Origin of the sequence: Micromonospora zhanjiangensis (assembly GCF_042650605.1) — a bacterium.
Taxonomy (GTDB): domain Bacteria; phylum Actinomycetota; class Actinomycetes; order Mycobacteriales; family Micromonosporaceae; genus Micromonospora_J; species Micromonospora_J zhanjiangensis.
On sequence record NZ_JBHSBN010000001.1, the window covers coordinates 348649 to 361562 of the forward strand.

At 73.1% G+C, this 12914-nt stretch carries 16 protein-coding genes; 9 read left to right on the forward strand and 7 right to left on the reverse strand.

The window, feature by feature from the left end; all coding sequences use genetic code 11:
- Positions 1 to 90 precede the first annotated feature (90 nt).
- Positions 91 to 1059 (forward strand): DMT family transporter, encoded by a 969-nt coding sequence (locus ACFOX0_RS01640; protein ID WP_377541573.1) that lies wholly within the window; start codon positions 91 to 93, stop codon positions 1057 to 1059.
- A gap of 25 nt (positions 1060 to 1084) precedes the next feature.
- Here the strand turns inward: ACFOX0_RS01640 and ACFOX0_RS01645 are convergent, their stop codons facing one another.
- From ACFOX0_RS01645 to ACFOX0_RS01655, 3 genes are all read right to left on the reverse strand, one after another.
- Positions 1085 to 1912, reverse strand: a complete 828-nt coding sequence (locus ACFOX0_RS01645) for an SDR family NAD(P)-dependent oxidoreductase (protein WP_377541867.1) — start codon at positions 1910 to 1912, stop codon at positions 1085 to 1087.
- A 142-nt stretch (positions 1913 to 2054) separates the two neighbouring features.
- Positions 2055 to 2435, reverse strand: coding sequence for a DUF4190 domain-containing protein (locus ACFOX0_RS01650; RefSeq protein ID WP_377541574.1), 381 nt, complete (start codon positions 2433 to 2435; stop codon positions 2055 to 2057).
- Between the two features lie 41 nt (positions 2436 to 2476).
- Entirely contained in the window at positions 2477 to 3187 is a 711-nt protein-coding gene (locus tag ACFOX0_RS01655; protein ID WP_377541575.1) for a DUF4190 domain-containing protein, read from the reverse strand.
- 193 nt (positions 3188 to 3380) lie between these two features.
- Here ACFOX0_RS01655 and ACFOX0_RS01660 point away from each other — a divergent pair, with 193 nt between their 5' ends.
- The gene (locus tag ACFOX0_RS01660; RefSeq protein ID WP_377541868.1) at positions 3381 to 4220 is read left to right on the forward strand and encodes an SDR family NAD(P)-dependent oxidoreductase; all 840 of its coding nucleotides are present in this window, start codon (positions 3381 to 3383) and stop codon (positions 4218 to 4220) included.
- A 14-nt stretch (positions 4221 to 4234) separates the two neighbouring features.
- Here ACFOX0_RS01660 and ACFOX0_RS01665 read toward each other — a convergent pair whose 3' ends face one another.
- From ACFOX0_RS01665 to trxA, 4 genes are all read right to left on the reverse strand, one after another.
- Positions 4235 to 4759 (reverse strand): DUF4190 domain-containing protein, encoded by a 525-nt coding sequence (locus ACFOX0_RS01665; protein WP_377541576.1) that lies wholly within the window; start codon positions 4757 to 4759, stop codon positions 4235 to 4237.
- A gap of 203 nt (positions 4760 to 4962) precedes the next feature.
- Complete coding sequence (locus tag ACFOX0_RS01670) at positions 4963 to 5373, reverse strand: CoA-binding protein (protein WP_377541577.1); 411 nt, start codon at positions 5371 to 5373, stop codon at positions 4963 to 4965.
- Between the two features lie 61 nt (positions 5374 to 5434).
- Complete coding sequence (locus ACFOX0_RS01675; protein ID WP_377541578.1) at positions 5435 to 6475, reverse strand: Rv2578c family radical SAM protein; 1041 nt, start codon at positions 6473 to 6475, stop codon at positions 5435 to 5437.
- A gap of 106 nt (positions 6476 to 6581) precedes the next feature.
- The gene (gene trxA / locus ACFOX0_RS01680) at positions 6582 to 6944 is read right to left on the reverse strand and encodes a thioredoxin (RefSeq protein WP_377541579.1); all 363 of its coding nucleotides are present in this window, start codon (positions 6942 to 6944) and stop codon (positions 6582 to 6584) included.
- Positions 6945 to 7501: 557 nt separating this feature from the next.
- On the opposite strand from trxA, the gene ACFOX0_RS01685 reads away from it, so the two are divergent.
- The 7 genes from ACFOX0_RS01685 (at position 7502) to ACFOX0_RS01715 (ending at position 12837) form a co-directional block, all read left to right on the forward strand.
- Positions 7502 to 8017: a hypothetical protein gene (locus tag ACFOX0_RS01685; RefSeq protein WP_377541580.1), complete on the forward strand. Its 516-nt coding sequence runs from the start codon at positions 7502 to 7504 to the stop codon at positions 8015 to 8017.
- 68 nt (positions 8018 to 8085) lie between these two features.
- On the forward strand, positions 8086 to 8736 hold the full coding sequence (locus ACFOX0_RS01690) for a TrmH family RNA methyltransferase (protein ID WP_377541581.1): 651 nt from the start codon (positions 8086 to 8088) through the stop codon (positions 8734 to 8736).
- A gap of 67 nt (positions 8737 to 8803) precedes the next feature.
- Positions 8804 to 9496 (forward strand): DUF6758 family protein, encoded by a 693-nt coding sequence (locus ACFOX0_RS01695; protein WP_377541583.1) that lies wholly within the window; start codon positions 8804 to 8806, stop codon positions 9494 to 9496.
- A 117-nt stretch (positions 9497 to 9613) separates the two neighbouring features.
- Positions 9614 to 9772, forward strand: coding sequence for a hypothetical protein (locus ACFOX0_RS01700; protein ID WP_377541584.1), 159 nt, complete (start codon positions 9614 to 9616; stop codon positions 9770 to 9772).
- Between the two features lie 3 nt (positions 9773 to 9775).
- Positions 9776 to 10633 carry a PH domain-containing protein gene (locus ACFOX0_RS01705; protein WP_377541585.1) on the forward strand — a complete coding sequence of 286 codons (858 nt, stop codon included), beginning with the start codon at positions 9776 to 9778 and terminating at the stop codon, positions 10631 to 10633.
- A gap of 104 nt (positions 10634 to 10737) precedes the next feature.
- Positions 10738 to 11562, forward strand: a complete 825-nt coding sequence (locus ACFOX0_RS01710) for a SigE family RNA polymerase sigma factor (RefSeq protein ID WP_377541586.1) — start codon at positions 10738 to 10740, stop codon at positions 11560 to 11562.
- Positions 11563 to 11604: 42 nt separating this feature from the next.
- Positions 11605 to 12837 (forward strand): hypothetical protein, encoded by a 1233-nt coding sequence (locus ACFOX0_RS01715; protein ID WP_377541587.1) that lies wholly within the window; start codon positions 11605 to 11607, stop codon positions 12835 to 12837.
- Positions 12838 to 12914 lie beyond the last annotated feature (77 nt).

Genomic DNA, 12914 nt, shown 5'->3' on the forward strand with positions numbered 1-12914 from the left:
GGGGTGGGATGGCCCCGGGACGGGGTCGGATGATCTTAAATCCAGCCGCGCTCCCAAACCGCTCGGAACGGGCTGGAAGGATACTCTCCCGTGTCGCGCCGCTACTCCATTCCGGGCCAGTCTTCCCCAGTCGACCCGCTGACCACCGGGGCGGTCGCGCTGGCCCTCGTGGCGGTCTCCTCGTCCGGGCCACTGGTCGCCTTCGCCGCCGCGTCGGCGCTGGCGGTGGCGTTCTGGCGCAACGCCCTGGCGGTGGTCCTGCTCGGCCCGGTCTCGGTGCTGCGCCGCCGGACCGAACTGCGGCACCTGGTCCGCGGCGCGGGCCGCCGGGAAGGCGGGTACTGCCTGCTGGCCGGCGTCGCGCTCGCGGTGCACTTCGCCACCTGGATGCCCAGCACCAAGCTGACCTCGGTGGCCACCGCCACCGCGTTGGTCGCCACCCAGCCGGTGTGGCAGGGGCTGATCGTGCTCGGTCAGGGCCGTCGGCTGCCCGGCCCGGTCTGGCTCGGCATCGGCGTCGCGGTCGTCGGGGCGGTGCTGGCCACCGGGGCGGACTTCGGCGGGTCCGGTCGGGCGGTGCTCGGCGACCTGCTCGCCGTGCTCGGCGCGATGGCCGCGGCGGTCTACACGTCGTTCGGTGAACGGGCCCGCAGCGCGGTCAGCACCGTCTCGTACACGACGATCTGCTACGGCGTCTGCGCGCTGCTGCTGCTGCTGGTCTGCCTGCTGGGCGGGGTACGGCTGACCGGGTTCCCACCGACCACCTGGCTCGCCATCGGCGGCCTGGTGGTGGGTGCCCAACTGCTCGGGCACTCGCTGCTCAACTACGCGCTGCACCGGATCTCGGCGACCACGGTCAGCGTGCTGATCCTGCTGGAGGCGCCCGGCGCCGCCCTGATCGCCTGGGCCTGGCTCGGCCAGCTGCCCCGCCCGGCGGCGCTGCCCGGGTTGGCCCTGCTGCTGGTCGGGGTGGCCGTCGTCATCCTCGCCGGTGGCCGGGCCGCCCGGCGCGCGCAGCCGGTCGCCGCTCCGCCCGAAGCCGGCCCGCTGCCGGACTGAGCCACGCCCGCCAGGCCGGCCCCGGTCAGCCGAGGCCGACGGCCTCGGCGCTGGTCTTCCACAACCGGGCCGCGACCCCGGCGTCGGTGGCCTTCGGCAACGCTCGCCGGAGCCGGCAGTCGATGTGGTAACCGCCGCTGGTCAGCGTCGCGGGGTCCTGCCGGGCCAACCACACCAGCGTCCGCGCACCACGTTCCGGGGTACGCATGAACAGCAGGCCCACCTTCATCCCGACCGCGATGAACCGGCTCTCGTTGGCGAACCGGGTCCGCACCACGCCCGGATGGAAGCAGTACGACGGCAGTTCGGGCCACCGGCGCGCCGCCTCGGCGGTGAACAGGATGTTGGCCTGCTTGCTGGTCCCGTACGCCCGGAAGGGCCGGTAGGCGGACAACTGCCCGGACAGGTCGTCCGGGTCGAGGGCGCCGGACCGGTGCGCCGCCGACGCGGTGTTGACCACCCGCCCCAGGCGGTCGGCCAGCAGGTTCGTCAGCAGGAACGGAGCCAGGTGGTTGGCCTGCATGGTCAGCTCGAAGCCGTCCACCGTGGTGACCGGGTGCAGCACCAGGGCGCCCGCGTTGTTGGCCAGTACGTCGATCCGCTCGTACCGGTCGCGCAGGTGTTCGGCGAGCCGGCGTACGTCGTCGAGCACCGCGAAGTCAGCCCGGAACAGCTCGGGAGCCCGGCCGCTCGCCTCGCGTACCCGATCGCCGGCCGCCGTGAGTCGGGCCGGGTCCCGCCCGACCAGGGCGACCCGGTCGCCACCCCGGGCCAGCTCGACTGCCGCGGCCAGGCCGATGCCGGAACTGGCGCCGGTGACCACCACCTGGCGGGGGGCGGTGACATCCTCCACAGCTCGGTTCTCCGCGGTCATGACGTGAGGTTACCGTGGCGTCACTGCGACCGCGCGTGGTCGTCGTCGCCCCGCAGGTCCTGCCTCGCGGTGCCGGGTTCCAGCGTCAAGATGCTGGCTGCACCCCGCCGGCCGGCTGAGGTCAGTTCGCACCCGCCCCGGTCGACGCGACGGTCCCGAACATCACCGCGAGGAACCCGAAGTAGCCGACGAACAGCAGGATGAACAGGGCGGCCAGGCCGACCGCGCACCAACCCACGATCACCCCGGCCTGCGCCAGACCGTCGCCGTCCTCACCGCTGGCGCGGATCTCGGCCCGGGCCTTGTTGCCCAGGACGATCGCCACGATGCCGATCAGTTGACAGCTGAACAGGCTGACCACCCCGACCACCAGGGCGGCGATCGCCATGCCGTTGGTCCGGCGGACCGGGTACGGCGGATAGCCGTACCCGGGCTGCTGCCAGCCGGGCGGCGGGGGGACCAGCTCGCCGCCGGGTGGTGTGTTGGTTTCCGGGGTGTCCACCGGATGCTCTCCTTCGGCCGGGACGGGTGGGTGCGGCCCGGTCAGTAGCCGCTGTTCGACGAGGACGAGGTGGCCGCCCAGACGATCAGACCGACGATGACGAGGGTGGCCAGCACGGCGAGGCCGGTGGCGATCCAGCCGACGATGATGCCGGCCTTGGCCATTCCCTCACCCTGCTCGCCGGATTCCCGGATCTTGCGCTGGGCGACGTGTCCGAGGATCGCGCCGATCGCACCGAGGTACCCGCCGAGGCCGTAGCCGCACAGACCGACGGCGCCGATGATGGCGACCACCATCGCGGCGATCGCCAGGCCGTTGGTCTGCGGCGCCGGGGCGTACCCGTAGCCGGGATAACCCACCCCCGGGTACGCCGGCTGCCCGCCCCCGGGGTACGCCGGCTGCTCGTCCCCCGGGTAGGTGGGTTGTCCCGTCACCGGGTAGGCCGGCTGTTCCGCGCCCGGGTAGGCCGGCTCGGCGTAGCCCGGTGCCGGGTAGCTCTGCGTCGGAGCCGGCGGGGCGGCCGGCGGCGGGGCGGCCGGGAACGGCTGGCCGCTCACCGGCTGCCCGGCGCCGCCGCCGGGGTAACCGGCACCACTGCTCGGGTAACCCGCCCCGCTGCCGGGCTGGCCGGGAACGCCGCCGGCCTGGCCGGGCACGCCGCTGGCCTGGCCGGGGTTGGACAAGGGGGTGGTGGGCGGCTCGGTGGACCACGAGGGGTCGGTCCAACCGCCGGGCTGGTGCGGACTGGTCATCGGGTTCACTCCGTACTGATCCGTCGAGGGCGCGCCGCCAGGGTAGCCATCGGGGGCCAACGCCGTGACCCCGGCCGCCGGGCGCCGCGTTGCCCCGGCGAGGCTGACCGGGCAGGATCGCGGCATGGTATTCGATTCGCGTGCTTCGGACCGGTCTGGTGGCCGGAGCCGACGGGACATCAGTCGGCCCGGCCTGGCTCGGCGCAGCCGGAGCACCCCGATGAGCGCGGACTCCACCGACGTGGACCAGCCGATGCCGATGACCGAGCCGGTCACCCTGCGGCTGGACGGCCGGGTCGCGCTGGTCACCGGCGCGGGCAGTCCGGACGGGATCGGCTACGCCACCGCCCGCCGGTTGCGTGACCTGGGCGCCCGGGTGGCCATCGTCTCCACCACCCGCCGGATCCACGAACGGGCGAGCGAACTCGGCGTGACCGGCTTCGTCGCCGACCTGACCGACGAGTCGGAGGTCGGCGCGTTGGCCGACGCCGTCGCCGAGCAGCTGGACGAGGTCGAGGTGCTGGTCAACAACGCCGGACTGGCCAGCCGGGCCAGTCCCGAGGTGCTCCGCCCGGTGGCCCAGTTGTCGTACGACGAGTGGCGGTCCGAGATCGACCGCAACCTCACCACGGCCTTCCTGTGCAGCCGGGCGTTCATCGGCGGGATGGCCGAGCGCGGCTGGGGCCGGATCGTCAACCTGTCGGCCACCGCGGGGCCGGTCAACGCCCTGCCGACCGAGGCGGCCTACGCCGCGGCCAAGGCCGGCGTGATCGGTCTGACCCGGGCGCTGGCGATGGAGATGGTCGCCGACGGCGTGACGGTGAACGCGGTGGCGCCGGGCACGATCTACACGGCGGCGTCCACCATGGCCGAACTCAAGCAGGGCCTCGGCACGCCGGTCGGCCGCCCCGGTACGCCGGACGAGGTGGCCGCCGCGATCAGCTTCCTCTGCTCGCCGGCGGCCTCGTACATCACCGGGCAGATGCTGGTGGTGGACGGCGGCAACAGCGTCCGGGAGGCCGAGTTCCGCTGACGCCCCGGCCCTCGTCAGTACGTGTTGTTGTTGCCGGCCCACACCACGATGCCGATCCAGGCGCAGCAACCGATCAGGTAGAGCGCGGTGAAGATGTAGCTGAGCACCAGCCCCCACTGGGCCACCTGCTCACCCGGCTCGTGCCGCTCCCGGATCTGCTTCTTGGCCAGGTGGCCGAGCACGATCCCGGCCGGGGCGAAGACGAACGCGAAGACCAGGGACAGGATCGCCAGCACGTTCGTGCTCGGCTGCTGCTGGCCGGGACCGCCCGGCGGGTACGACCCGTACGGGCCGGGCTGCCCCGGTTGGCCGGGCTGGGCGTGTGGGCCGGGCTGGCCGTACGGGCCCGGTTGGCCGTACGGGCTCTGATCGCCGTACTGGCCGGAGGGATTGTGCTGGCCGTACTGACCGTACGGGTTGGCCGGATCGCCGGGCGGCTGGCCGTACCCGGGCTCGCCCGGTCCGCCGCCAGCGGACGACCCGTGCGGGGGCGGCGGCTGGTGGGGATCCTGCGGTTCGCCCGTCGGCCCGTGGCTCATGGTTCGGACGCTACCGGCCGGTGAACCTTTTCACAGCGGATCGGTGCACACGTCGCCTTGGCCGGCCGGGCGGACCGCTACTTACCGAACGTTCAGTTACTCGTCGGTAGGCAGAACCCGGAATCGACTTTCCGGAGCCGGGACCTGGCGCGGCATCGTCGACCCGCACCTGCTCAAGCGGTACAAGCTCTGAACGACCGGCCTCAGCGTCCGCGGCGGGTCAGGTCGGCGGCGGCCCGCTCGATCACCAGGCAGCGGTTCTCGACGTAGTCGATGCCGGCCTCCTCGGCCAGTCGCCGGGCCTCGGGCGACACGATCCCCAGTTGCAGCCAGACCGCCGGCGCGCCGATCGCGATCGCCTCCCGGACCACCGCCACGGCGTCCTCCGCCGGCCGGAACACGTCGACCAGGTCGACCGGGTGCGGGATGTCGGCGAGCGACCGGTAGACCGGCTCGCCGAACAACTCGTCGGCCACCGGGTTGACCGGGACGATCCGCCAGCCGTGTCGCTGCATCTGCGCCGGTACGGAGTGCGCGGCCTTGCCGGGATCACGGGAGGCACCGACCACGGCGATGACGGCGGACTCGGCGAGGATCTGACGGGCGTCTCGCATCACCCGACCCTATCGCGGCCGGGTCGGCTCGCAGCGGTATCCGGAACGGGCGGACCCTGGCTCAGAGCAGCGTCAACTGTTGTGGCTCCGGCGGCGCATCCGGCACCTGGCGGGCCTCGCCCGACTCGGCCCGGTGCAGGCCGTACCGTCGGGCGGCCAGCCGGACCCGGGCGGTGACCTCGCGCTGGTACTCCTTCGGCGAGTACGAACCGGACCGGAACAGTTCCCGGTGGCGCGGCACGAGGCGGGGGTGCTCGCGGGCCAGCCAGGCCGCGTACCACTCCCGGGCGCCCGGCCGCAGGTGCAGGGGCAGCGGCGTCACACCGGCCGCCCCGGCGGCGGCGATCGCGGCGACCGTCCGGTCGATCGACTCCTCGGTGTCGGTGAGACCGGGCAGGATCGGCGCCATCAGCACGCCGACCTCGAAACCCGCGTCGGCGAAGGCCCGGACCGCGTCCAGCCGGCGACGCGGGCTCGGCGCGCCGGACTCGACGCCACGCCAGACCGCCTCGTCGACGAAGCCGACCGAGAACGACACCCCGACCCGGGTGACCCGGGCGGCCGCGCGGAGCAGGTCGAGGTCGCGCAGGATCAGGGTGCCCTTGGTCAGGATCGAGAACGGGTTGGCGAAGTCCCGCAGCGCCGCGATGATCTGCGGCATCAGGCGATATCGACCCTCGGCCCGCTGGTAGCAGTCCACGTTGGTGCCCATGGCGATGTGCGCGCCCCGCCACCTCGGCGCGGCCAGCTCCCGGCGGACCAGCTCACCGGCGTTGACCTTGACGACCACCTTGCTGTCGAAGTCCCGCCCGGCGTCCAGGTCCAGGTAGGTGTGACTCTTTCTTGCGTAGCAATATTGGCATGCATGAGTGCAGCCGCGGTACGGGTTGATCGTCCACTGGAACGGGACCCGCGACGTGCCGGGCACCTTGTTGATGATCGATTTGGCGCGCACCTCGTAGAACGTCATCCCGGCGAAGCCGGGCGTGTCGAAGGTGCGCACCACCGCGTCGGGCAGCGCCAGCGGCAGGGGTGGTGCCGCTGGCGCTGGCCCGTCCGGGACGATCCCGTCGGGGGGAGCCGACAGTCTCTCCCAGCGCATGCGGGTCATTCGAACACACGTACGACCCGCTGGCAAGTCGACCCGCCGGTACGCGCTTCGGCCCCGGCACCCAGGTCGGGCGCCGGGCCAACGGGCGGCGGCGGGCTCAGTGCTGGTGGCCGGCCAACTGCTGCCGTACGTCGTTCATGTCCAGCGCCTGGACCTGCTCGATGAGCGACTCCAGGGCGGACTCGGGCAGGGCGCCCGGCTGGGCGAAGACGATCACGCCGTCCCGCACCGCCATGATGGTCGGGATCGACCGGATGTCGAACTTCGCCGCGATCTCCTGCTGGGCCTCGGTGTCGACCTTGCCGAAGACGATGTCCTGGTGCTTCTCCGACGAACGCTCGTAGGTCGGAGCGAACTTCAGGCACGGGCCGCACCAACTGGCCCAGAAGTCCACCAGAACGATGCCGTCCCGGCCGGTCACCTCGTCAAAGTTGGCCGTGGTCAGCTCAACCGTTGCCATCGATCTCTCCGATCACCGGTGTTGTGCGTACGTCAGGAAGAACTCTTCCCTATTCCGGGGAATTCCCGACGGGGGAGGCGGCAAACGCCACGCCGACAGTCGTCGGCCGGGCGCGCGGAATTGATGGTGGTCCCTGCCGAATGCTGCCGAGTGGTTACGCAACGCGACGTAATCGTCGATACCATCCGTGATGGGAGCGATCCCATCGTGACCTGGGCGAGAGGCGGCTACCAGTCGGTAACTTAGCCCGCGACTAGGGCAAACAATGCTGTCACGATCAGTTACAACGAGATCATTACTTCACGTTCAGTAGTGTAACGAATTGATAACTGTGACCTCTGTCTCTGATCCGTCCCTTCCGGCGGGGTCAGGCGTGCGGCAGAATCCTTCCCATCAGAGCGTGGGCGGCGGGTGCCGGGGAGGGCCCCGCCGCTCATTGCGTCCGGCCCCGTTTTTCCGGTGCGGCCCACACCCCCGGTCGCGGGCCACACCCCCCGTACCGCCGCGAGCCGGTGCGCCCGGCGCCCGCGGGCATATGCTGGCCCCGGGAGGTCACCATGCGCCGGTCCGTGCCCGCAGAGCCCTCGCCTTCTGCCCGCCGTTCCGGCGCGCTGACCGCGGCCACCTGGTCACCGCCGCAGTGGCGACTGCTGGTCCGGCTACCCGGCCGGGTGATCGTCGCGACGACCTCGGTGGCACCCGGTGACCCCGGCCGTACCGTGATCGAGGGACTGGCGGGCCTGGACGGCATCGCCGCCGGCCGGGCCAACGACTGCGACCTCGTCCGCTCGGTGGTGGCCGCGATCTACGCCGAGTCCGACGACGGGTGGGTCCCGGCCGGTGACGACGATCCGACCACCCGCCGTACCGAGGTCCTGGTGGCCTGCCGGTCGGCGACCCGGATCCTGGCGGGCCGGGTCGACCCGGCCGATTCGGCCGCCTACCGGCAGTGGGTGCAGACCGTGGCCGCGCGGGTCTGCCGGGCCGCCGGCGACGGACCCGACCCGGACGGTACGGGTGCCGAGCAGCGGCGGTTCCTCCGCGAGCTCGGCCGCGCCCTGCGCCTCGGCTGAACCCCCGGACCACCCACCCCGGGGCCTCGGTCGCCGCCGGCCGGTGCGGACCCGTACCCTGCCAGTTCGTGGACGGTGAGCAGGTCGAGGTGGGCGTCGGACCCTGGCCCGGGGAACCGCCCGGCGATCCGCGGTTCGACCCGGAACTGCTCGCCCAGGGCGACCGGCGCAACGTCGTCGACCGGTACCGCTACTGGCGCCGGGAGGCGATCGTCGCCGATCTGGACCGCCGGCGGCACGGATTCCACGTGGCGATCGAGAACTGGCAGCACGACCTGAACATCGGCACGGTGGTCCGCAACGCCAACGCGTTCCTCGCGGCCGAGGTACACATCGTCGGCCGGCGCCGGTGGAACCGCCGGGGTGCGATGGTGACCGACCGGTACCAGCACGTCCGGCACCACGAGACGATCGAGGACTTCGTCGGTTGGGCGCGCGCCGGGCAGTTGCCGATCGTCGGCATCGACAATCTCCCCGGCTCCCGGCCGATGGAGACGGCGACCCTGCCGCGGCGCTGCGTCCTGCTCTTCGGCCAGGAGGGCCCGGGCCTGTCCGAACCGGCCCGGGCCGCCTGCGACCAGGTCTTCTCGATCGCCCAGTACGGCTCGACCCGATCCATCAACGCCGGCGTGGCGAGCGGGATAGCGATGCACGCCTGGATCCGCGCCCACGCCGTCCCGGCGCCGCCGGACGGGCCGCCGCCGTCACCCGGAGGATGACCGGACGCGCCGGAAGTTGACCGAAAAGGCCGGTTCGCTTGACTGTGCCGGACGACCCGTGGACTGTATGTCTGTGAGCGTCGAGGTGACCTGTCCGCGGTGCGGCGGGTCGGTGCGAGCGCCGGACCTGATGCACGCGCAGTGGCGGTGCGAGCAGTGCGGTCCGGTGCCGCCGCTGCACGTCGCCGGGCATGTCGGACCCGAGATCGTGGAGAGCGTCGCGGCCCGGATCGCCGCGGTCGACCGGCCGCCGGTGCCGTTGTGGTGCCCGTGGCCGCTGCCGCCCGGTTGGACGATGACCGGCGTGGCCCGGGCCGGCGACGACCGCTCCGGGGTCCGGGCGACAGCGGTGGCGTGCAGTGGTCCCGCGCCGCTCGGCGGGGGACCGGCCGACCTGGTTCTGGTCGCCGAGGAGCCGGGGGTCGGACTCGGCACCCGGTTCGCCGGCATCCCCGGTCCCGACCCGGGTGACCTGCTCTCCGACGCGATGTCCGAGGCACCGTCCGGACACGCCGAGCACGCACCGCACGCCAAGGTCCGCGCCGGCGGCCACCCCACTCCACTGTGGTCGGTAAAATCACCGACAGACCGCAGCGCGTACGTCGGCGAAGCTCGGGGAATGTGGCTCTATGCGATAACCTGGCCGGCGAGTGCGGGCTACCTCCTCGCGGAAGACGTCGTGCTGCACGACCTGACCGAGTGGTTGCCGCCCGAGCTCGTGTACGGCGCGCCATCTCCATACCTGCACGGCATGGCCTGAACGGGCTTGCCATGTAGCCGGAGTGGACACATACTCTGTTCACCCATAGAAGTCCGACTGACACTCTCGGTAGTGACGCGGCACGGGCTCCGGCGCCGCGCGGAGGGAAGGCCCGCCATGGTCAAAAAGGTTCTCACCTGGCTCGGGATCGCCTTTCTCATTTTCTTCATCGCGTTCCGACCCAACTCCGCCGCGGACGTCTTCAAGTCACTCGGTGGTGGCCTGATGGACATCGCCTCGGGCTTCGGCGACTTCTTCAGCAGCCTCGTCGCCTGACCGATGAGCAGCCCGCCCGGTCCGCCGCCCGATCCCGACGACGACGAATGGCGTCGCCGGGAGCGGGACACCGAGCCGATTCCGCGGGACCGTCCTGACGACGGTCCCGCCTTCGGCACCGGTCCCGCCTATTCGGACGGTCCGTCCTACGCCGAGAGCGCCGGCTTCGGCCGGGAGGAGCCTCGGCGGCCGTGGGCGGACGACCCGGAGGGCTACCGGCAGCCCGAGTTCTCCGAGGACGAGCTGGCCGGCCTGCGGGTGGACGCGTCCGGGATGCCGCTCGGCACCCGCCGGGTGCTGCCGCTGGAGGACGAGCCGACCCCGCTGGTGGCCCGCTACCTCTTCCCGACCGAGCGTTACCGGGGCGAGTGGAAGCGGCACTGGATCCACCTGGCCACCCCGCTGCTGGTCGGCATCCTGGCCACCTTCGTGCTCGGTTACCTGGCCGGCTTCCTGGCCGGCCAGAACGTCGGCGCGCTGACCACGGTCGCCGTGATCCTCTGGTTCGCCGTCATCGGCTGGGTGGCCTGGCGGGTCGCGGACTGGTATTACGACCGGTTCATCCTCACGAACAAGCGGGTGATGGTGGTCAACGGCATCATCACCCGGCAGGTGGCGATGATGCCCCTGCTTCGGGTGACCGACATGAAGTACGAGCAGTCGCCGCTCGGCCGGACCCTGAACTACGGCACCTTCGTCCTGGAGTCGGCCGGTCAGGAGCAGGCACTCCGCGAGGTCAAGCACCTGCCCAACCCCAACGAGCTCTACCTGCGGGTCGTCGAGGAGATGTACGAGCCGCAGGCCGTCGAGGCCCGGCTGGGCAAGGAGGCCGACGAGGCCAAGGCCGACGACGGAGCCTGACGCTTTCTGACCGAACATCGGATGGCCGGGAAGCTTGTCGCCATGAAGTGTCGGGGACGGGCGGAGACGCCCGTGACGGTGACACGGCTACGGGGAGGCGGCGGTTGGCGGCCAGGGACAGCCTGGAGGAGGAGTTCCGCGAGTTCGTCGCGGCCCGCTCCGCCGCCCTGCTGCGCACCGCCTACCTGCTCGCCGGGGACTGGGCCACCGCCGAGGACCTGTTGCAGACCGCCCTCACCAAGACGTACCTGGCCTGGAAGCGGCTCGGTGGCATCGAGGCGGTCGAGCCGTACGCCCGGCGGGTGCTGGTCAACACGGCCACGAGCTGGTGGCGTCGCCGCTGGCACGGCGAACGCCCGACCGAGGTGTTGCCCGAGCGCAGCGCCCCGGACCAGATCGAGGAGCAGTTGGAGCGGGACGCGCTCTGGCGGCACGTCCAGACCCTCCCGCTGCGCCAGCGGGCCGTGCTGGTGCTGCGCTTCTACGAGGACCTGTCCGAGGCGCAGACGGCCGACCTGCTCGGCATCTCGACCGGCACGGTGAAGAGCCAGACCTCCCGCGCCTTGCAAACGCTGCGGCGCCGGATGGGCGTCGAGTCGACCGCCGAGGCGGCGTCCTCGCCCCGCACCGCGGGCCCGCCGGGCCGGTCCCCCGGCGGGTCCGGGCGCGGCGCGCGCCCGCCCGCCACCCCCGACCCGATCGTGGCCGCGCCGGCCGCGCGCCCGCCCGCCACCCCCGACCCGATCGTGGTCGCGCCGGCCGGGGGGACCGCGGCGCCGGACGGTAGCCTGCGTCCGGCCGCCCCGGGACCGGTGCCCGGTGCCGACCGCTCGACCGGCCGTGGCGTACCGGTGGCGGCCGCGGTGTCCGCACCACCTGCCGGGGGCCCGTCCCGGCTGCCGGTGCCCGACCGCGGGGACGGAGGCTGAGACGATGACAACCCGTAGGCCACGCCCGCGCGTTACTAGACCGTGACCCCGGAAGAGCTGCAGCGCGCGCTGCGGGACTCGATGTCCCGGCAGGTGGCCGCGCCGCCCGCGCCGGCCGCGGACCGGGCCGGTGCCGTGATCTCCCGGGGTCGGCGCGCCCAGCGGCTGCGTACCGGCACCGGGGTCGCCCTGGCCGCCGTGGCGACGGCCGTGGTGAGCGTGTTCGCCGGGCAGCTCACCGGCCCGGGGATCCCCGTCATCGGCGACCCGTTCGTCGACCCGACCGCCTCCGCCGACGTACCCGTGCCGGACGGACCCACCCCGGGGCCGACCGCGCCGGACGGACCCCCGGCGGTCGACGTGGTGGTCGGCGCCACCCTGCACACCACGGCCGGCGGCCGGGTCGACCTGTCCGCCGTGGGTCCGGTCGCCACCGTCCGGCGGGCGCCGGTCGGGTGGCTGGTGATCACCCGGCCGCGACCCGGCACCGCCGGCCTCTGGTACGTCACCGCGACCGCCCGCCCGGTGCCGGTCCTCACCGACATCGACGCGGTCACCGTGGCGTCCGACGGGCAGCGGGTCAGCTGGCGGGCCGGCGGTACGTTGTCGGTCGGCACCCTCTCCGGCGGCACGTTCAGCAGCAGTACGGACGTCCCCGCGCCGCCCGGGGCCGAACCGGCCGGCTTCGTCGGTGTCGCGGTCCTGTTGCGCCGGGCCGAGGCCCAGGGCGGCGGCTACGGCCTGTGGTGGCCCGCCGAGCCCACCCCGCCGACCTGGTCGTGGAACCCCGACGCGCTCGGCGTGTACGGCCAACTGCCGGAGAACCGGGGCCTGCTCGGGCTGGTCTCGGCCGGGCAGCCGGCCCGCCCCTGCCTGGCGGTGCTGGACGTCAACCGGGCACTGGCCCCGTTGCGTACCGCCTGCGGCGCCCCGCTGGGCGGGGACGCCCGCGGCGCGATCTCCCCGGACGGCAGGTGGCTGGTCGCCGACGCCGAGCACCCGGCCGGCACCCCGACGGCCGGGCCCGGCTCCTGCCTGGTGGTCGACCTGGCCACCGTCTTCGACCGGCCGACCGGCGCGCGGCCGGCCGGACCGGCGCTGACCGGGGATCCGGTCTGGACCGACGCGGGCTCGCTGACCTACCTCGGCGGGCCGGCGGAGCTGGTCCGGGTGGCGGCCGACCGGATCGCCGCCGGCGGCGAGGGCGTCGAGCGGTTCCCGGTCCCGAACGCCCGGGCCGGGGACCCGGTGGTGCTGGTCGCCGACACCCGCTGACCGCCGGTCCCGTCCCGCCCGGCCGCCGGCGGCGGGATCCGGCACGGTGGCGGCGGGTCGGGCCGGGTACCGTCGGC